This is a genomic window from Actinoplanes sp. CA-030573, assembly GCF_050951115.1.
GTDB lineage: Bacteria > Actinomycetota > Actinomycetes > Mycobacteriales > Micromonosporaceae > Actinoplanes.
Window position 1 is genome coordinate 3,268,818 of sequence record NZ_CP192038.1, and the last position, 18,100, is coordinate 3,286,917.

General features: G+C 65.5%; 20 protein-coding genes and 4 pseudogenes. 18 read left to right on the forward strand and 6 right to left on the reverse strand.

Annotated elements, in window-relative coordinates; all coding sequences use genetic code 11:
• Nucleotides 1-2 precede the first annotated feature (2 nt).
• Nucleotides 3-500, reverse strand: a complete 498-nt coding sequence (locus tag ACQP2F_RS15220) for a hypothetical protein (protein WP_433304495.1) — start codon at nucleotides 498-500, stop codon at nucleotides 3-5.
• 791 nt (nucleotides 501-1,291) lie between these two features.
• Complete coding sequence (locus ACQP2F_RS15225; RefSeq protein WP_433304496.1) at nucleotides 1,292-2,812, reverse strand: methyl-accepting chemotaxis protein; 1,521 nt, start codon at nucleotides 2,810-2,812, stop codon at nucleotides 1,292-1,294.
• An 830-nt stretch (nucleotides 2,813-3,642) separates the two neighbouring features.
• On the opposite strand from ACQP2F_RS15225, the pseudogene ACQP2F_RS15230 reads away from it, so the two are divergent.
• From ACQP2F_RS15230 to ACQP2F_RS15250, 5 genes and pseudogenes are all read left to right on the forward strand, one after another.
• Nucleotides 3,643-3,737, forward strand: a pseudogene (locus tag ACQP2F_RS15230) (IS5/IS1182 family transposase); the annotation flags it as partial.
• A 90-nt stretch (nucleotides 3,738-3,827) separates the two neighbouring features.
• On the forward strand, nucleotides 3,828-4,265 hold the full coding sequence (locus ACQP2F_RS15235; protein ID WP_433304498.1) for a hypothetical protein: 438 nt from the start codon (nucleotides 3,828-3,830) through the stop codon (nucleotides 4,263-4,265).
• Between the two features lie 54 nt (nucleotides 4,266-4,319).
• Nucleotides 4,320-4,493, forward strand: a complete 174-nt coding sequence (locus ACQP2F_RS15240) for a hypothetical protein (protein WP_433304500.1) — start codon at nucleotides 4,320-4,322, stop codon at nucleotides 4,491-4,493.
• Between the two features lie 66 nt (nucleotides 4,494-4,559).
• Nucleotides 4,560-5,138 carry a Tn3 family transposase gene (locus tag ACQP2F_RS15245; protein WP_433304501.1) on the forward strand — a complete coding sequence of 193 codons (579 nt, stop codon included), beginning with the start codon at nucleotides 4,560-4,562 and terminating at the stop codon, nucleotides 5,136-5,138.
• Nucleotides 5,139-5,249: 111 nt separating this feature from the next.
• Complete coding sequence (locus tag ACQP2F_RS15250) at nucleotides 5,250-5,468, forward strand: hypothetical protein (RefSeq protein ID WP_433304503.1); 219 nt, start codon at nucleotides 5,250-5,252, stop codon at nucleotides 5,466-5,468.
• A gap of 123 nt (nucleotides 5,469-5,591) precedes the next feature.
• Here the strand turns inward: ACQP2F_RS15250 and ACQP2F_RS15255 are convergent, their stop codons facing one another.
• The 3 genes from ACQP2F_RS15255 to ACQP2F_RS15265 form a co-directional block, all read right to left on the reverse strand.
• The gene (locus ACQP2F_RS15255) at nucleotides 5,592-6,455 is read right to left on the reverse strand and encodes an NmrA family NAD(P)-binding protein (RefSeq protein WP_433304505.1); all 864 of its coding nucleotides are present in this window, start codon (nucleotides 6,453-6,455) and stop codon (nucleotides 5,592-5,594) included.
• A 101-nt stretch (nucleotides 6,456-6,556) separates the two neighbouring features.
• Entirely contained in the window at nucleotides 6,557-6,868 is a 312-nt protein-coding gene (locus tag ACQP2F_RS15260; protein WP_433304507.1) for an SDR family oxidoreductase, read from the reverse strand.
• The gene (locus ACQP2F_RS15265; protein WP_433304509.1) at nucleotides 6,817-7,314 is read right to left on the reverse strand and encodes an SDR family NAD(P)-dependent oxidoreductase; all 498 of its coding nucleotides are present in this window, start codon (nucleotides 7,312-7,314) and stop codon (nucleotides 6,817-6,819) included. The genes ACQP2F_RS15260 and ACQP2F_RS15265 overlap by 52 nt, the downstream gene beginning before the upstream one ends.
• Nucleotides 7,315-7,436: 122 nt before the next feature.
• Here ACQP2F_RS15265 and ACQP2F_RS15270 point away from each other — a divergent pair, with 122 nt between their 5' ends.
• The 5 genes and pseudogenes from ACQP2F_RS15270 (at nucleotide 7,437) to ACQP2F_RS15290 (ending at nucleotide 10,124) form a co-directional block, all read left to right on the forward strand.
• Entirely contained in the window at nucleotides 7,437-8,087 is a 651-nt protein-coding gene (locus ACQP2F_RS15270; protein ID WP_433304511.1) for a TetR/AcrR family transcriptional regulator, read from the forward strand.
• A 99-nt stretch (nucleotides 8,088-8,186) separates the two neighbouring features.
• Nucleotides 8,187-8,255, forward strand: a pseudogene (locus ACQP2F_RS15275) (hypothetical protein); the annotation flags it as partial.
• A 304-nt stretch (nucleotides 8,256-8,559) separates the two neighbouring features.
• Nucleotides 8,560-8,971 (forward strand): annotated as a pseudogene (locus ACQP2F_RS15280) (transposase family protein); the annotation flags it as partial.
• A gap of 553 nt (nucleotides 8,972-9,524) precedes the next feature.
• Complete coding sequence (locus tag ACQP2F_RS15285; RefSeq protein ID WP_433304513.1) at nucleotides 9,525-9,653, forward strand: hypothetical protein; 129 nt, start codon at nucleotides 9,525-9,527, stop codon at nucleotides 9,651-9,653.
• A gap of 123 nt (nucleotides 9,654-9,776) precedes the next feature.
• On the forward strand, nucleotides 9,777-10,124 hold the full coding sequence (locus tag ACQP2F_RS15290) for a hypothetical protein (RefSeq protein ID WP_433304515.1): 348 nt from the start codon (nucleotides 9,777-9,779) through the stop codon (nucleotides 10,122-10,124).
• Between the two features lie 146 nt (nucleotides 10,125-10,270).
• On the opposite strand, the gene ACQP2F_RS15295 is transcribed toward ACQP2F_RS15290, so the two are convergent.
• Nucleotides 10,271-11,701, reverse strand: a complete 1,431-nt coding sequence (locus tag ACQP2F_RS15295) for a GGDEF domain-containing protein (RefSeq protein WP_433304517.1) — start codon at nucleotides 11,699-11,701, stop codon at nucleotides 10,271-10,273.
• Nucleotides 11,702-12,468: 767 nt separating this feature from the next.
• On the opposite strand from ACQP2F_RS15295, the gene ACQP2F_RS15300 reads away from it, so the two are divergent.
• The 8 genes and pseudogenes from ACQP2F_RS15300 to ACQP2F_RS15335 all read left to right on the forward strand — a co-directional run bounded on the left by ACQP2F_RS15300 (nucleotide 12,469) and on the right by ACQP2F_RS15335 (nucleotide 18,083).
• On the forward strand, nucleotides 12,469-13,137 hold the full coding sequence (locus ACQP2F_RS15300) for a hypothetical protein (RefSeq protein WP_433304519.1): 669 nt from the start codon (nucleotides 12,469-12,471) through the stop codon (nucleotides 13,135-13,137).
• On the forward strand, nucleotides 13,119-13,631 hold the full coding sequence (locus ACQP2F_RS15305) for a hypothetical protein (RefSeq protein ID WP_433304521.1): 513 nt from the start codon (nucleotides 13,119-13,121) through the stop codon (nucleotides 13,629-13,631). The genes ACQP2F_RS15300 and ACQP2F_RS15305 overlap by 19 nt, the downstream gene beginning before the upstream one ends.
• Nucleotides 13,632-13,683: 52 nt before the next feature.
• Nucleotides 13,684-14,802 (forward strand): annotated as a pseudogene (locus tag ACQP2F_RS15310) (IS630 family transposase).
• A gap of 180 nt (nucleotides 14,803-14,982) precedes the next feature.
• Nucleotides 14,983-15,730 (forward strand): IS5 family transposase gene (locus ACQP2F_RS15315; protein WP_433307501.1). Its coding sequence is split into 2 segments (ribosomal slippage): nucleotides 14,983-15,257 and nucleotides 15,256-15,730, totalling 750 coding nucleotides; the frame shifts between segments, so codons are not numbered across the junction.
• An 827-nt stretch (nucleotides 15,731-16,557) separates the two neighbouring features.
• On the forward strand, nucleotides 16,558-16,959 hold the full coding sequence (locus ACQP2F_RS15320) for a nuclear transport factor 2 family protein (RefSeq protein WP_433304523.1): 402 nt from the start codon (nucleotides 16,558-16,560) through the stop codon (nucleotides 16,957-16,959).
• Nucleotides 16,960-17,188: 229 nt separating this feature from the next.
• Entirely contained in the window at nucleotides 17,189-17,365 is a 177-nt protein-coding gene (locus ACQP2F_RS15325; RefSeq protein WP_433304525.1) for a hypothetical protein, read from the forward strand.
• 247 nt (nucleotides 17,366-17,612) lie between these two features.
• Nucleotides 17,613-17,762: an NAD(P)-binding protein gene (locus tag ACQP2F_RS15330; protein WP_433304527.1), complete on the forward strand. Its 150-nt coding sequence runs from the start codon at nucleotides 17,613-17,615 to the stop codon at nucleotides 17,760-17,762.
• Nucleotides 17,763-17,795: 33 nt separating this feature from the next.
• A complete protein-coding gene (locus tag ACQP2F_RS15335; protein WP_433304528.1) occupies nucleotides 17,796-18,083 on the forward strand; it encodes a hypothetical protein in 288 nt (95 codons plus the stop codon).
• Nucleotides 18,084-18,100 lie beyond the last annotated feature (17 nt).

Below are 18,100 nucleotides of genomic sequence, written 5' to 3' on the forward strand. Positions count from 1 at the left end.
GGTCAGCGACCTGGATCGCCTTCGGCGTAGCCGCTGGCCCGGTCGCGGCAGATCACCTGTATGCCCGGGTGAGCGCGTAACCAGTCGGCGAAGCTGGCCGAGTGATGGTCGGGCAGCAGGTCAACCGGCCGACCCGTGTGCATGTCGATGATGATGCTGCCGTAGTCGCGGCCCTTGCGGAACGCGAAGTCGTCCACGCCGACCACCGACACCATGCCGGCCTCGGGCACCGGCAGCCCCCGGATCAGTCGTAACAGCGTCGTGCGGGACACCTCGGCCGCCAGCAACCAACTCGTCCGGTTACCCGGCCGGCCTCCCAACGCCACAGCGATCTTCTCCAGCATGCCGCGCAGCAGCGGAGTGCGTCGGGCGTACGGCGTGGTCAGCCCGGACACCTGCTCCACAAACGGCCGCCGCTGACACCCGGTGTTGTCGCAGAAAAGCCGGCGGACACGCACTTTCAGCAGCGTCTGCCGCCCGCCGATCGCCGGATCCGCCAAAGTTCGCTGATAACGACTGTGGACCCGCGACGACCGGAATCCGCACTCTCGGCACCGTGCCTCACCAGCGGAAACGTCCGCTTCCAGCCTGACCGACCGGCCCTCGGAATGCACCTGCGTGATCCGCAGGGACCGAAGATGAGGCAGCAACAGCTCAAGAACATAATCGTCGCACGATGAACATGATCATCCACACCGGACAACCCTCGACACCCGGGGTCGAGTCTCATTCACCAACTTTGCGCCAGAGCCCGAACTGATTGGCCATTGACAGCACTCAGATAACTTTCATTGCACTACTGGGCAGAGGCCAGCGCCGCCGCCCGGCTCATCGCGCTCGACAGCCGGGTTGTCCGCAGCGCGGCGCATGAGTCGGTATCTTAACAGCCGTCTCCGCGACCAGAATCGTATCGGGGGACTCTGCTGAGCATTGGCTGATCGAGATCGAAACAATCGCCGTGGGTCGTAGCTGCCTAGACCCGTGGTGGAGGCGTTCGGATAGGCGTCATTGAGACCGCACACCGACACTGCAGTCCGAACGCCAGTGCATCATCGAATAAGAGCAAGTCGGTCGTCGGGCTGTCGTCGGTGCCGGCGCACCGTCGTGGCCACGGCGCCATGCCGAAGGCCATCAGCGCGGGTGGCGTATCGACGCATCGTCAATGCGCCAGTACTCGGGAGGCTTGCCAGTTGCCGAGAGCGACGGACACCGCCTGGTGGCAGTGGTTGCCGTTACGAGGTCTGGTCAGTCGGAACGCGGCTCCGACGGACAACAAAGCGTGCCAACCGGATCAGCGCTCGAACGCGTGGGCCATCGTGGCCTGCTCCGCCAGAACCTCGCCGATGCGAGCTTGCACCGCGTCCATCTGCCCGATGGTCTCGCTCGTGGTGCGGATCCCGCCGGCCACCGACTCGGCGCTGGCCTGCAGCGCAGCGATCTGTTCGGAGACCCGCTTGGTTGCCTCGGCTGTCTCCCGGGCTAGCTCCTTGACTTCGCCGGCGACGACCGCGAAGCCCTTGCCGATCTCGCCGGCCCGGGCCGCCTCAATGGTGGCGTTGAGCGCCAGCAGGTTGGTCTGGTCGGCGATCGAAGTGATCACCTTAATGACGTCGCCGATCGAGCTCGAGGCCTCGCCTAAAGAGGCCACGTCGCCGGTCATGTCTGAGGCCCGCCCGACTGCCTCGTCAGCCACGCGGCTCGCGTCGTTCGTGGCCGCGCGCAGCCGCTCGACAGTGGCAAGCAGTGCCCGGGCGTTCTGGGCAGAAATTTCGGCATTGCGGACGATGTCGAGCCGCTGGGAAACCAGCTGCTGAACATTGCGCAGCGACGACGCCCGCGACTCGCTCAGCTCGATGAACTCAGTGGTGAAGAAATCCATGGTGCCGACGATGCGGTCCGAGCTAATGATCGGGAAGCATACCCCGGAGCGGACCCCGGCCCGGGTGGCGGCCGGCGCCCGTACGCAGTCGGCGAGGTCGCCGATATTGCGGACGAAGACCAGGTCGCGTTGCCGCCAAGCCCGCCCTGACAGGCCGACCCCCTCCGCGAAGGTCGCCGCCAAGGTCACCTTACGAAACTCCTCGCCGGCCGAGCCCGACTCAACCTTAAACTTGAGGACGTTGTCCCGTTCGTCAACTTCCCAGTAAGAGCCGTAAGCCCAGCCGAAGGCGGTACGGACGGCATCGAGGGCGGACTTCAACGCGACGGCGGAGTCGTTGGTGTGCCCGAGGGCGCTGACCACGTTGGTGACGGCCAGCCGATCGTTGGCCAGTTGCCGCGCGGTGAACGTCGAGAGGGCAGCCTGCCGAGCCTGCTCTGCGACGCGCAGGATCGCGTCCCACTTAGCGACCAGCATGCCGTCAACGGCGACCGTTGTGCGGCCGTACAGCTCCATGACCGCGGTGACTTGGCCATGGGGGCAAATTGGCAGAGCCGCCGCGGCGACCGCGCCGGCTCGCTGAGCGGCCGCGAGCCGTGCGTCGCTGTCGCGATACTTGTCGTCGGCGTATACCGGCTGGCGCGATCGGATCGCCCGTTGGACCAGGCCCGCCTCCAAGCCCGTGCCAGTTAGCGAGGAGCCGATCCGGCCCAACTCGCACTCCAGCCGGGGCACCTCGTTCTCGACGATCCAGATGGCGCCGTACTCCATGTCGTAAAACTCGACGTAGGTTGACGCGAAGATCCGCCAGGTGCTCGGCTCGTCAGTCGCGCCTTCGAGATTGGCTACGAACTTGTCGAGCGCCTCTATGTCGCGCGGGTTGTGCCGAGGCGTTGCCTCAAGGCCGATGGTCTTTCGTCCGAGCAAACCCATGACAGCAGCTTAAGACCAACTCCCCGTGCCAAAGCCGGTTTCGCCTTGGGCAGAGTTGTTTCGGGCAGCAGCTCAAACCGTCGCCGCTGACACTGCGCCAGCCAGTTAAGCCTATCTATTCCACGTCGCGTAACCTAACAGAGTCGGCTGCCGCGGCGTTCGTAACACCAACGGTTGAGGAGAGTTGATTTTTTGCGTCGCCATCTGGCCTTATCAGCAGAGGCGCTCGTGCTGGTGAGGCCAGGGGGCCGCTGCGGCGATTTCCCCTTTGGCGGCCCTCTACGACATTCATCAGACGTAGCGCCTCGCAGTAGGCAGAGACCTCAGGCTCGGCAGGTCCGGGGGGCTCGCCTGATGGAGTACTCGCCCCCTGACGTTGCGGGCCCCCGTCTTCCACCAGGGCGGGTCGACTCGGGATGGCTGCAAAAGTCGACCAACGTAGATCACAGAATATGTGGCCGCGATGTAGCGCGGTGCCGGGGCCGAAACACCGGGCGCAGCTCTGGTGCAGCGGCCGGCGGGCGGTTGCGGGAACAACGCCCGCCGGCCCGCTGAATAATACGACACATAACAACGAGAACGACAGCAGGGCTTCGCATTGCCCTGCGGATGCTCATTGTCTGCTCTGTTAAAACGCAGCGCGGGCGGGCGAAGCCGTGGCTGGATGGCCGAGCGGAATGAGCGCGATGTCGCCTGCGGGGCACAGTGAGCCTTTCCCAAGCTGAGTTTGCAGCTCAGGCGGGTGTGGTAGACCCGGTGATCGATGGACACGAGGCTCCAGTAGGACAGCAAATCGGTTAAAATCCGGTGCCCCGACCGGGAGCCTCGCCATGCTTGCCTACCCCGCCGTGATCCCGTCGTCCAGCCGGACCCTGAACCACCTCGCCGAACGCATCAGCACCACCGCAAGCAGCCCGTATCCCGCTGACGACACCTGGAGACCGCTCGCCAGGCGCTACTCGGCCCTACACTTGTTTAGCTGCCCCAGCACCACAGATATTTATCTTGGTAATGGGTGCCGGATATTGATCAGCTGCGCTCGTTGAGCGCGGTTGATGATCTTGTGGGGCGCGGTTCAGTCTGTGTGTGCGGGTTCGTCAGTGAGGTCCAGCGGTTCTATGTCGTCTTGCTCCTCGTCCTCATCGTCGGGGTCGTCGTAGAGGTCGGGGAAGCGCAGAGGGTCGGGGCCTTCTTCTTAGTCAAGGCTGTCAGTGACGGGCCAGCCGGCGCGGTCCTCGGCGACGTGGATGGCGGCTCGGGCGGTGTGTTCGGTGTCGCTATGCACGGGTTCCATGTTTTCGTCGTAGACGAGGAACTGGCCGCGGTGGTCGCAGGCGAGGTGGACGTCGTCGGGGTGGCGGAGATCAGCAAGTTGCAGCAGATCTGGGCGCTTCGGCTGCCCGACGATCTCTTCGCCGATGTGGCCCAGCAGCGCATCGTCCGGTGGCGGTAGCGGTGCCTCGGGTTGTTCCCGTCGACGCTGCGCCGCGACCATAGCCCGCGGGTGATGCTGACGCTGTTGGCGGTGTTGTGCTGGTGCCGGTTGACCGAGGTCACCGATTCGCTCGTCGAGTCGTTCGTCGACCTGGTGCGGGTGATCAATACGAGGGCGGAGCGGCGCGTCGACAAGGCGCAGCTGCGGAGTTCCGCCGGGTCGCCGATAAGGAGAACGTGTTGTTGAAGCTGGCGGGGGTGTCGGTGGCGCACCCGGACGGCCGGGTCCGCGAGGTGGTTTATCCGGCGGCTGGTGAGCAGAACCGCCCGCTACGGCGGGCTCGGAGTGATGATCTACTGGCACGTCGAACGCAAGAGCGTGTGCGTGTATTCGCAGCTCAAGAAGTGTTTCTCCAGCGAGGTTGCGGCGATGATGGAGGGCCTGATCCGGCACGCCGCGGACACCGATTCGCAGATCCGGACCAACTACACCGACACGCACGGCGCCCCGGAAGTGGGGTTCGCGTTCACCCATTTGCTGGGCTACCGGCTGCTGCCGCGGTTGAAGAACATTGGCTCCGCGAGGCTGTATCGCCCGCACGACGGCGCAACCTACCTGAGCCTGGAGCCGGTGCTGACCCGGGCGATCAATTGGGATCTGATCACCCAGCAGTACGACCAGATGATCAAGTACGCGCGGGCGTTGCAGCTGGGCACCGCCGAGGCCGAGCAGATCCTGCGCCGCTTCCACTCCCGCGGTCCGAAACCCCCCACCCTCGCGGCGATCGAGGAGTTGGGCCGTACGGTCAGGACCGCGTTCATAGCCGACTACCTCGCCGACCCGGGCTTGCGCCGCGCGATCTACGAAGGGCTGCAGGTGGTCGAGCAGTAGAACTCGGCGAACGTGGCCATCCACTACGGGCGCGAGGCTGAACTGCCCGGCGCCGACCGCGAAGCGCAGGAAATCTCCATGCTCGCCCTGCATCTGCTGTAGTCGGCGCTGGTGCTGATCATTACCCGCCTGGTCGACCGGGTCCTCGAAGATGAGGCCTTCTCCGCCCGGCTGACCGAGCACGACCTGTGCGGGCTGACCCCGCTGTTCTGGTCCAACGTGGCGCTGCACGGCACGTTCGAGCTCGACTTGGATAAGCGCATCGACTACCGCCGTGACCCCGGCCGTGACGGTGACAGCCACGACGACGACCTGGCGTCGTTGCGCTGACTACTGGCCCGGCCGCTGCATGTCGCCACTCGGCGCAGTCCTGTCCGGTACGGCCGAGTAATGCCGAGATCGCAGCGCCCGGGGTGCCGCTGAGGTGGGTGGACGCTGGTTGGCGTGGGGTGGTCAGGCTGGCTGCTGCTGGTTGATGGAGGGGAGAAGTTCGGCGTCGAGGAACGCTTCGAGGGGGCGGGGCGCGGTGCCGGTCAGTTGTCGGACGCCGTGGGTGACGTAGGTGCCGCCGGTCTGCCGGTAGACGTCGAACATTTCGGAATAGCCGTCGGCGAACAGCGGCGGTACGCCGGCGTCGAGCAGTCCCTGGTGCCACACCGACGGAGGAGCATCGACGTAGGTGACGGTGCGGTTCAGAGCGGCGCCGGTGCGGGCCGCGATGTCGGCGAAGGTGAGCCGCTGCGGGCCGGTGAGGGTGTACGCACCGGTGGGCTGGGCCGGTGCGGTCAGCGCGGCCGCCGCGGCGGCGGCGATGTCCTCGACGTCGATCGGGGCGAGAGCGGTATCGCCGGCGGGGAAGACGATGCTGGCTTGGCGGATCAGGTCGAGCTGGCCGTGCAGATTCTGGGCGAAGAAGTCCGGTCGCAGCACGGTGGTGGCCAGCGGTGAGGCGGCCAGGCGTGCCTCGACCTGCCGGTGCGGACGGGCGAAGGCGATGTCCAGGTCGGCGCCGATCAGTGACAGGTAGACCACACCGGTGACGCCTGCGCGTTCGGCGGCGTCGAGGGCGGCGTGCTCCAGGGCGGTCTGCTGCGGCCCGTAGGGGGTGAGCAGGAACAGCCGGCGCACGCCGTCGAACGCCTGGGTCAGGGAGGCGGGATCGGCGAGGTCGCCGCGTACTGCGGTGACGCCCGCGTCGGTCAGCCGGGTGGCGGTGGCCTCGGAGCGGGCCAGGGCGCGTACGTCGTCGCGGCCGGCCAGCTGGGCAGCGAGGCGGGTGCCGACCAGGCCGGTGGCGCCGATGAGCAGGATGGACATGTCAGTCTCCTCGGGGTAGGGAATCGAGCACGACGCAGGAATGCGGTGCAAGCGGTCGGGCGACGTGAAGGCGCCTACCGTGGGCGCTCGATGTGAGGCCTCTACTGGGCGGTCCAGCCGCCGTCGATGGCCAGAGCCGCGCCGGCGATGAAGGTGGTCTCGTCGGAGAGCAGGTACGCCACGAACCCGGCGATCTCCTGCGGGGTGGCGACGCGGCCGACGGGGTGCAGGCCGGCGATGTGCGCGGCACCTTCGGCGGTGGCGCCCATCGTGGACCGAAACAGCGGGGTGTCCACACCGCCGGTGACCAGAGCGTTGACCCGGACACCGGCCTGAGCGGTCTCCAGGGCGGCCGAGCGGGTCAAACCGACCACGCCGTGCTTGGCCGCGACGTACGCCGCCACGGTGGGCATACCGACCACCCCGAGGTTGCTGGCGTTGTTGACGATGCTGCCGCCGCCGGAGGCCAGAACGCGGGGACCTCGTACTTAAGGGCGTAGAAGACGCCGCCGAGGTTGAGGGCGACGTCGGCCTGCCAGGCGTCGGTGTCCAGCGACGCAACCGCACCGAACGCGCGGGCACCACCGGCGTTGTTGAACGCCGCGTCCAGGCGGCCGAACTCGTCGACCGCCGCGCTTACCAGCGCGGCGACCTCGGCTTCGACGGTCACGTCGGTGGGCACGAACAGCGCCGTGCCGCCGGCGGCACGGATCGCCGCGACCGCCTGCTCCCCTTCGTCCTTACGTCGCGCCCCGAGCACCACGGCGCCGCCTTCGGCGGCGACGCGCTCGGCCACCGCACGGCCCATGCCGCTGTTGCCCCCGGTGATCAGAACCACTTTGTCCGTGAAGCGTGCCATGCCACCCATCCCTTTCTGGTCTGATCGTTCAAGATTGAGGCCGACGCTAGCCGAAACTTGAACAGCCAGTCAAGATAGGATGAGGGGCGTAACTGACACCCGCTCTACCAAGGGAGGCGAGGATGGCCCGGACCCGCGAGTTCGACACCGACGCCGCCGTCGAGCAGGCGATGCAGCTGTTCTGGTGCCGCGGCTTCGAGGCCACCAGCATCCAGGACCTCGTCGAGGCCACCGGCGTGCAACGCGGCTCGCTGTACGCCGCCTTCGGCAGCAAGGAAGGCCTCTACCTAGCCGCCCTGGACCGCTACCGACAGCAACTGTCCCGACCACTGATCGACGCACTGCGCGCCGGCGAACCCGTCCGGCCACTGCTGCGCGCCACCCTGCTATCCCTGGTCGACGCCGCCGTCGCCGCCAACGGCACCCGCTGCTGCCTCATCGTCGGCGCCGCCCTGGAACGCCTGCCGGTCGACACCGACGTCGCCACCCGCGTACGCGACACCGTCACCGCCATTGAGGACGCCCTGCACGACGCCCTCGCCGCCGCCCAACAGCAGGGACACCTGCACACCTACCACGACCCCCGCGCTCTGGCCAGGTTCTTCGTCATGACCATCCAGGGACTACGCGTACTCGGCGTCGTACAACCCGACCGCACCACCCTCACCGACGCCGTCGACACCGCCCTGACCACCCTCGACCACATACCCGTCCCACACCGCCCGGCCACCACAGCGGCACGTTCGCACCAGTCGGCCTCGGATGCCCTATAACAAACGAACGTTTCCGATAGACCCTGCCGGTGTCGGCCGCCGCCGGGCATCGCCACCCTCGCAGACCGCGGCGTCGGCGTCCGGTCGCTGACCAACGGCATCGTCGACACCACCACCGCCCACGGCAAACTCGTCTTCGGCATGTTCGCCTTGATGGCCGAGTACGAAGCGGCGCTGATCAAAGAACGTACCGTCGCCGGCTTGGTCGCCGCTCGTGCCCGGGGCCGCACCGGCGGCCGTAATCCGAAGATGACCCCAGCCCCTGATCGGCAAGGCCTAGCGCATGTACGACAGCCGCCAGTTCACCATGGCCGAGATCGCCGGCTCCTGCGCCGTCACGCCGATGACGATGTACCGGAACATCCGCACCACCCCAGCCTCGACCCGTCAGAACTGACCACTCGCTCAAGATTAAAGAAATGCGGGCTCAGGTCAGCTAAACAAACGTAGGGCCTGCTACTCCGGCAAGTACAAGCGGCACGGTTCCGGCAAGTACAAGCGGCACGGTGTCAACGTGCAGGTCATCGCGGACACTGCCGGCCGTCTCGGCTGCTCCTCACCCGCCCTGCCGGGCTCGGCACACGACCTGACCGCCGCCCGCACCCACGGCAATCATCGACACCCGTGACCAGCCCGGAGGTGATGACCTTCGCCGACAAGAGACTAGGGCGCCCGCGCCAGCGTGCGCACGCCGTTCAAGCGGCGCCGCTTGCGGCCGAACCTGTCCAGCCGGCGGAAGGGGTCAACCGCACCCATGCGAAGATCCGCGCCCCCGGGGCGAACGCGCGACCGCCACCCTCAAGACCTGGAAAATCCTCACCAAGCCGCACTACTGCCCACGCAGAGCCACCGCGCTACACAGAATGAAATGGCTCTGTGGTTAAGCTAGCCACTTTGAGGTGGGGGACAGGCATGAGAGGCCCGCCGCCCGGCATGTTCGAATGCAAGGATCGCGCTGTCGGTCCCCGGGGCCGGCTGATGCTCGCGTCTGTGAACACGACCCCGCCGAAGGCGCCCGTTACATCCCGTGTGGGATGACCAGTCGCTTGAGCTGTCGGATCGACGCGGTGATGAGCAGCCAGGTGCCAGGGAAAGAACTCGACGACAACCATCCACCTGAACATGAATGAGGAACGCAAGATCATCCCGGCCCGTGTGGAAGCGAATACAGGCACGAGCGATAGAGTTACTTCACGGAGCGCGGCCTTGAGCGAAGGAACTTATGATGCTCGCCTCGTGCGGTGATACGCCATCAGATTGGTCCGTACGGCGGTGTCGGAAGCCCACCAAATCGGAATCTTGTTCTTGACCGGAGTGCGACGGCCGCTGGCGTTGCAGCGGTTTCGGCGGACGTAAGACTCAAGTTCCACCGAAGGTCGATGTCCGCGCCGTCCTTCGCCGCGTAAGCGGGACACTACGTCGCGCGCGGAGACCGGGATGCCAGCGACCAGGGCCGTCTGGTTCCGTAAGGCCGAGGACCTGAGCCTGTTGGCAGCCGGCTTCGGCGTTTCCCGGCCCACCGCCTACCGCTACCGCGACGAAGGCATCGCCGTCCTGACCGCCTAGCCGCAGGACCTGCACACCGCGCTGCGCCGGGTCGCCGCCGACGGCTGGTCGCACGTCATCCTCGACGGTAAACTGTTCGACTGCGACCGGCTGACCGGGACCACCGTCTCGGTCAAGGCCGAGATGATCGACGCCTGGTACTCGGGAAAGCATCGCGACTTCGGCGCAAAAATCCTAGCGGTCATGCGCCCTGACGGACTACGCCCACCTATCCCAGCCCGTCCCCCGCGCGCCATCTGGACCTCGAGCGCGCTGCCCGGGCATGTGCACGACATCAGCGGCGCCCGAGCGTTGGGTACCACCGCCGCGCTGAACTGGTCCGCGGCCGAGCTCGACCTGCCCGCCTTGGCCGACGACAGCGCAGGCCACGGCATCAAAACCCCGGTCAAGCAGCCCGCCGACGGCAGCCGGCTCGCCCCCGGACAACCGCGCCTACAGCCGGCTGCTGCGCGGTCTGCACTGGCAAGGTGAACCCGCCTTCACCATCCTGATCGGACGCCGGAAGACGCTGCGACACGCCACCATCAGCCCGCGCCGCATCGGCGACATCGTCGCCGCAGCGCTCGACCTGACCCATTTCGAATACAAACACCTACCCGAATCTTACTGAGATCACTTCACTGGGCGGTGTGCGCGTACTCGACCTGGGACTGCGGGGTGCAGACGCGATTTCGGCCAGCCCTCACGGCACGGTGCAGAGCTTGCTCCGCGCCCTGCAGCAGGGTCCCAGGTTCCCCGGCGTCGTGAAAGAGCGACGCCATCCCGATCGAAACGGTCACTCGGACGGCGTCATGATCGTTGATTGCGAACTTCTCCGCCTGCACAGCCTCTTGTATCCGACCGCCCGCGTATGCCAGCCTTCTTCGGTCATACCCCGGGAAGACCGCCGCAAAGGTGGTTTCGTCCATCTTCCCCAGAATGGCAGCGCTGCCGCAAAGACTGGCCAAGCGGCGGCTAATCTCGATGAGTACTTCGTCGCCGGCTGGTTGCCCGTATATCTGTACGAGCAACTTGTGCTGGTCAATCTCAACCAGGGCAATACCTAGATCCTGACGCCAGCTTTTGGCGCGCTCACACTCGAGATTGAGATGCGACAGAAGTACTCCCCGGGCCTTGAATCCGGTGAGCGCGTCGACGAGTGTCACGTCGCCTTGCAGACGGAGCAGAATCCGCATTTTCGTGATGATGAGTGCGAAGAGGATGACGCCGCAGATGAAGATGGCGAACGCTGTCGTTCGGTGTTCATCGGTGTAATCGAGGTAGAGGAGTGCAAGCGGCAGCAAAGCGGCTGAAGACAGCACCAGCAGGCGTCGGCTTGAAACAGGCGGCAGGGCCACTTTGGCGCGCTGATCCAGCGTTCGCATCGTGGGGTGCAGCGCGGCAGCGCCCAGCAGGACATATTCGCAGAGCCACAGCAAGTCCGGGATGCCGCCGTCTCGGTAAGTATCACTGGCCGTCTGCAGCCCATACACCATGTCGCCGACAAGCATCGCGACCACACTCGCAAGAAGAAGGCGGAAAGCGACAGAGCTGGCACCTGCACCGACCGCTAGACGAACAGCGACTACCAGGACGATCAGATCCATCATCGGATAGGCCACCGAGACAAGAGTGCTCAAAAATGACTCGGAGCCGTCGTTACCGGCGGCGAGCGGCTCGATCAAATAGATCCACCAGAGCATGCCGAGCGCGATGGCAAGGATGGCTGCATCCAGCAGTGTTGAAGCATTCCAGGATGGTGTTCGACGGCGTACAAGAAGCACCAAAGACCAGCAGATGAGTGGATATTGCAGAAGGTAGAAAGCATCCGCGGGGGCTGGGAAGATGTCGCTGTGATAGACGGTGTGCGCCACATAGTAGGCAAGGTCGCCCGCGGTGTATGAGAGTTGCCCAGCAGCGAGCAGAAGCCATGGTGCTCGCTGTGACGGGCTCGCTCTGCGGGCGCCAGCAGCCACGGCGCCGGTCGCCGCGGCGCTCACTGCGAAATAATAGAAGGTTTGGCCGTCATCGCCTACTCCGAGCATCGGCAGGCAAAAGTAGATGGCCACCGCGATCGAGCCGACAACCAAGTACCAGTTCGAGAGAGTACCGGAGGCGCTCCGCAGGGGAGCGGAAGCAGCCGCGTGGCTAGCTGACATCAGGTCATCATGCCCAGCCACACCCTCTGAGCAGTCCTCCGATCGGCTGTAGTTTGATTGAAAACCTAGATAGGTGATCCACCGACTGCGCGACCAGTATTGACTGTCTATGTCCGCGGTCGCAGACACACTGCAGCCCTTAAAGGTGTCGGCGAGGCATTCCTGCGGCGGGCGGTGAAGTACCGGCCCGGACTCGAGGTTCGTCGAGCAGGACCGGTGCCGCCCTAAACGCCGGCGACAACGCGCATCGCTGCGCTGTCGTCGTTCAATTGGCTGCGTCGAGGGGAAGAGGAAGGGAGACGAACCCGAGTCAGTCACATCAGTGAACTCAGCGCCGATTTTGCCGCAGTCTGACGCGCCCTGGAGTCTATCTGTTGCGTAAGAACGCGAATCTTGTTTGTCCCGCCCGAACGGGCAGTCATGCCGTACGTCAATAGAGTCCCGATGTGGGCCCTCGGCCGCCGCGCCCGTATAGCGATTTCACTCTTCAGGCCCCGCCTGGGTTAGACACGACTAGGCACGGCGCCGCTTCGTCGAGCAGTGATACATGAACTCCACCGGCATACTGCCAGCCTGGACGCCGCGCTGAATTTGATTAGCGGCAAACGGACGCACTCAGGCATCTCCCTGTGACGCTCCGTTATATCGAAGTGAGTATTTAAGCGAGTTGACGAAGAATGGTCACCGTCATCGAAGAAATCTTGTTCATCGATGCCAGCCGAGCGAGGCTGCGGGAACGTTTGACGATCTTCCGGATCCCGGAGAGGTTCACATGCAATCAAGCGGTACCCGCCGCAGCGCAGGTCTGCACCGTCGTGCGGCCGCCTCCGCCTCGGCCCTTACCATCGCTGTGGCGTTCATGTTTCCCGGCAGCACCCACGCTGCGCCGACCTCGGCGCAAACCCCTGCTGCCGCCCCGTCCCCCCCCCCGATCCGCTCCTGATGTCGACGCCCTCGGCGACAACATCGACTATTTTGACTCCCGCGACGACGCCAGCACCGGCAAGACGCTGGCCGACCGGTCGGCCCGTCTCTCCGCCCGTCCGTCCGCCGGGGTGAAGGCGCTCCGCAAGGCACTCGGCACGCAAGGGCTTCTGGACATCGACCCATTGACCCGGACACCGCGTACGGTGGCCCGACTGGACGGCTTCCTCACCGGACCGAGCCCGGACACCGCCTCGAAGGTCACGCTGCGCTATGTCACTGCCCACCGCCAGGCCTTTGGACTTTCAAGCGCCGACGTCAAAGGCCTGCACCTGCGGAAGGAATACGTCGACATCGAGGGTACCACCACCTCAGTTTCGTGCAGTCGGTCCGAGGCGTGCCCGTGTTCGGCAACGGCCTGAAGGCCAACGTTGCGCGCGACGGCCGGCTGATCAACGTATTCGGCTCGCCGGTGGCCGGCCTCACCGACGCCCGACTGGGCACGCCCACGATTTCCGCGGACTTCGCCCGCCGCCGGGCCGCTGCCGACCTCAAGGTCTCCCCGCGCACCGCCACGGCCTCGCGACCGACGGGCGCCACGAGGACGACCACTTTTAGCAACGGCGACCGAGCGCTGCTGGTCATCTTCCAGACCGTGGGCGGTCCCCGCCTAGCCTGGCAGACGCTGGGCTTCCCGGACGGTCAACGACTATTCTTGCAAATCGTCGACGCGAAGAACGGCCGCGTCATGTTTGGGATATCCCTCACTGACGCCGACAACGACCTCGCCTGGGACACCGGCCGAATGCCCCAAGGGTGGCCAGCAACAGGTCCGCAACCTGACTGGGCCCGGATGGCTCCCGCAGAATTCACCGCGACTAGTGCCGTGACCACGAACGTTTACGGTGTTGGATGACACGCCGTCGGGCCTGTCGGCCGGACGGCGTCGCGGCGGTCAGGCTGTGCTGGTGGCAGATCCTGTACGCGTGCGGCGGCTCAGTGACCAGGAAGGTCAGCAGCTGCTGCGTATCACCCGTCGAGGGACGGGTTCACCGATCCGATTACGGCGGGCCGTGGTCGTGCTCGCCTCGGCCGGTGGGAACACCGTCCCGGCGATCGCCCGTCTCGTGCAGGCGGATGAGGACACGATCCGGCAGGTCATCCATCGGTTCAATGAGATGGGGATGGCCAGTCCGGACCCTCGGTGGGCGGGTGGCCGTCCCCGCCGAATCAGTCCCGATGACGAGCAGTTCATCGTCGCGACGGCCAATACCCGCCCTGAAGCGTGGGGGCGGCCGTTCACCCGGTGGAGCGTGCGCAAGCTCGCCGACTATCTGAGCACGCTGGCTTCCCGCCCGATCGAGGTCGGGCGGTAACGGCTGCGTCAACTGCTGGTCAAACACGGCATCACCTTCCAGCGGACCAAGACGTGGAAGGAGTCGAACGACCCGCAGCGGGACGCGAAACTGGCCCGCATCGATTACGTCACCAGCAACTTTCCGCAGCGAGTGTTCGCCTTTGACGAGTTCGGGCCGCTCGTCATCCGCCCGCAGGCAGGCGCCGGCTGGGCGCCCCAGGGTCATCCACGGCGGCTGCCCGCGAACTATCACAAGCTGCACGGCGTCCGGCAGTTCCACGGCTGCTACTCGGTCGGTGATGACCAGCTCTGGGGCGTCGTCCACCGGCGAAAGAGCGCCGCGAACACCCTGGCCGCGCTCAAATCGATCCGCCGGGCACGCCCGGACGGGGCACCGATCTACGTCATCCTGGACAACCTGTCCGCGCACAAGGGCACCAAGATCCGCGCCTGGGCCCTGCGAAACAAGGTCGAGCTGTGCTTCACCCCGACCTACGCATCCTGGGCCAACCCGATCGAGGCCCAGTTCGGGCCGCTACGCACCTTCGTGATCGCCGGCTCGAACCACCCCAACCACCCCGCGCTGATCGCTCACCTGCACCGATACCTACGCTGGCGCAGCGCGAACGCGCGCCACCCCGACGTCCTGGCCGCGCAACGGCGGGAACGCGCCCGCATCCGCAGTGAACGACAACGCCGCTGGGGCCAACCCGCCACACGAGCGGCCTGATCTCAACACCTCAAACGTTCTTGGTCAAGGCACTAGCCGGGAACGTCGCCCACGTCTACACCGACGGGAACGACGACAACACGGCGCAGAAGACCGAAGAGATCACTCCGAGCAAGCCAGGGTCGTTCACCTTCCCGTTCAGCCCCATCCAGGCGCCCACCGGACTGTGTTCGACGGCCTATTCCTGCACCTGGGATCCCGCGGTGCCCAACTCCTGGCAGCAGAACCGGGCCCCTGCAGGGCATCCTGTTCGTGCTGCACACCGGGATCGGCTGGGAGGACCTGCCCCAGGAACTCGGGTTCGGCTCCGGGATGACCTGCTGGCGGCGGCTGAAACGGTGGACCGACGCGGGCGTGTTCGACCAGCTGCACCAGATCCTGCTAGACCGGCTGAACGCCGCGAACCGCATCGACTGGTCCCGCGCCGCGATCGATGGCAGTCACATCGACGCGAAAAAGGGGTGCCGGCACAGGCCCGTCGCCGGTCAACCGCGGCAAGCCCGGCAGCAAACACCACCTGATCTGCGACGGCAACGGCACCCCGATCTACGTGCTCACCTCGGGCGCGAATGTGCCCGACATCAGCCGCGCCGTCGACCTGCTCGACGGCGCACCCGCGATCGCGGGACGCCCTGGCCGGCCGCGGCGCCGGTTCGACACGCTGCTGGCCGACAAGGGCTACGACAGCGAAGCGTTCCGGCACGCCTGCCGCAGACGTGGCATCGAGCCGATCATCCCCAAGCGCAAGAGCACTGGCGTGAAGGGCCTGGGCAAGCTGCGCTACGTCGTCGAACAGAGTTTCGCGCTGCTGCACCAGTTCCGCCGGCTGGCCGTGCGCTGGGAACGACGCCTCGACATCCACGACAGCCTGGTCAGCCTCGCCTGCGCCCTAATCTGCTGGCGGCGACTGATCAACTGGACTGCGTAGAGATCGTGTTAGGAGCTTTAAGCAGCATCGCTATATCCCCTTCACCCCGACGCCGCTGGTAGCTCTCGGCATAAGGGCCCAGCTGGCACGTCGCCTCGTCGGACGTCGCGCCGGCGGAGCCAGGCGGTCATTCGGGGCCAGAACAATGATCGCCTGACATTTAACTTCTCAATATTATTCGTACATGTCGCTGACGGCGGTGCTGTGAGGATGTCAGTATTGCAGCACCCGTGGCCTTCGGATACAACGCGGGGCAGACCGGCGGCACGGCCTTGCGTTTGGAAGGCCGTGCCGCCGGGTTTGGCTGGAGCCGATCGTCAGCGTGTGCGGGGACGTTGCCGGGATCGGAGCCATGTCCCACGGTGGCTGACAGACAAGTCGTATCTCTCCCGAGTGTCTTATCTGCCGGCTGCGCGGGGAAGTTCAGGTGGCAGTGCTTGCCGGTGGGATACGCCCTGTCACTCGGCGCCCGGGCATCAGAGTCTGCAGCAACCGACTGGCCGCCTGTGCTGTTGACATCCTTTGATGCCGGTCTCCGGGTCAGGCGGTTATTCGAGTTAACGCAATGACCGCCTGACCATCCGACAATTAGCCGTCCCGGAACGTCGTCACAGGAAGCTTGATAAGAGTGTGGGTTTGCCGTTACTCCCACCGGAGAATTGCAGGTGTTTGCGGGTGTTAAAGCCCAACTAATAGCACTTCTCTATATCTTCCATCCGCAGAATCTATAGTTACTGAAGCCGAGAGCTGGCATATTGATCTTTCAGCCGCGAGGAGAACTCCCGCGGCTGTGCCACGCATCTCTTCGTCGCGAAAAGAGCCATTTCGTGTCCAACCAGTCCATCTTGAGCCAACTCTCCCCCGATGCCAGCCGCCTCGTCGATGGGGCAACCCGTGCCGACGCGGCTGGCGATGCGAAATTGTTCGCATCATTTCTCGCGGAGGACGTCGTCTTTCGCCTTGGATTCCAGCCACAGCTGGTGGGGAGAGAGCATGTCCTTCGTAGCGTCGACGGTCTTTTCCAGCTGCTTGACGGCGGCGTAAGTCACGAAATCGAACGAGCGTGGGAAGTCGAGAACGTGGTCATCTATGAAGCGGTGGCGAACTACGTCCGAAAGGAGGACGGGCGGCGCATCGCAATTCCGTATTCTAACGTACTAGAGCATGACGGCCGGTTCTTCACACGCTACTTCATTTATATTGATCCGAGCGCTCTTTTCGCCCCTTAAGCGCTTGTTTTCCACGGACCTCGGTGACCAGGTCTGTGATTTCTAAAGTTGGTTGCGACCTCCGGGTGGGCGGTGCTAGTCGAAGCTTGAGACTTGCCCGGAGGTGCTCAACCTCAACCTGTCCGCCCCGGGAGCGAGTGCTGGACCCGAAGTGCGGCACTAAACGGTGCTAGATCTCGTCGCGGAGCTGCGGCCGGCCAGGGTTCGAGGCCCGGTTAGTCGAACGTGTGTGGCCAAGATCGAGACGCAACGGGTGCCTCGAATGGGTCTTCGGCTCGCCGCGCTGTTAACCGCTCTCGATGCGCAGACCGAGGTCGTTTCGAGCTTCATCGCCTCCGATACACCCCTCAACCTGGCACACAGCTCCGGCGACCGGCTCACACAGCGGGAGCAGATCGCCGAATAGGTCGAGTAATGCTCGATGCTCACCCGTCTTCCTTGGTCACGATTCGATACACGGCGTCCGGGTCAGGACCGCTGCTTGGATGTTGCCCGAAGTCGGTGACGTCGCGATGTTCCATCTCCAGCCGTCTTGCTGCTCTGTGGCGGTCTGTCGCCGACCGTTCGACGCCCAAGTACCGGCATCCTTTGCGGAGCAGGGCGTCGCCGCGGCGCGATGGACGGCTGACCTGGGACATGCGCGGGTCGCCGTAGTGGGCGCCGGGGTGGCGGGGCTCACCGCCGCCCGAGAGCTCGCCGAGCGCCGGGCCGAGGCGATCGAGTGGGAGGCGCGCGGCCGCATCGGCAGTCGTACCTGCGGCGTCAACGTGGGCGGGTTCACCTTCGACCTGGGCGCCAACTGACTACAGCAGTACGACGAGAATCCGCTGGCCAAGATGGCCCCGCTCGGGCTCACCACCGTCGCGACCGACTTCGCCGACCCGTTTGCGCTCGGCCCGCCGGCCGCGCCGCCGCCCGATCCGGAGCGGATGGAGCGGGAGCTGCGAATCCGGCCGGCCGCGGAGGGCGCCAGCATCGCCGATGTCTTCGAGAACTGGGTCCGCGATCCGGCGCCGTGCCCGGCCGACGCGATCCGGCGTCTGGTCGACGCGGAGATCATGATGGACGCGGGCAAGCCGCTGTCCTGGCTCTCAGCGTCGCCATGTTTTCGAGCCCGGCGTTAGCAAAGGCGACCGGTGAA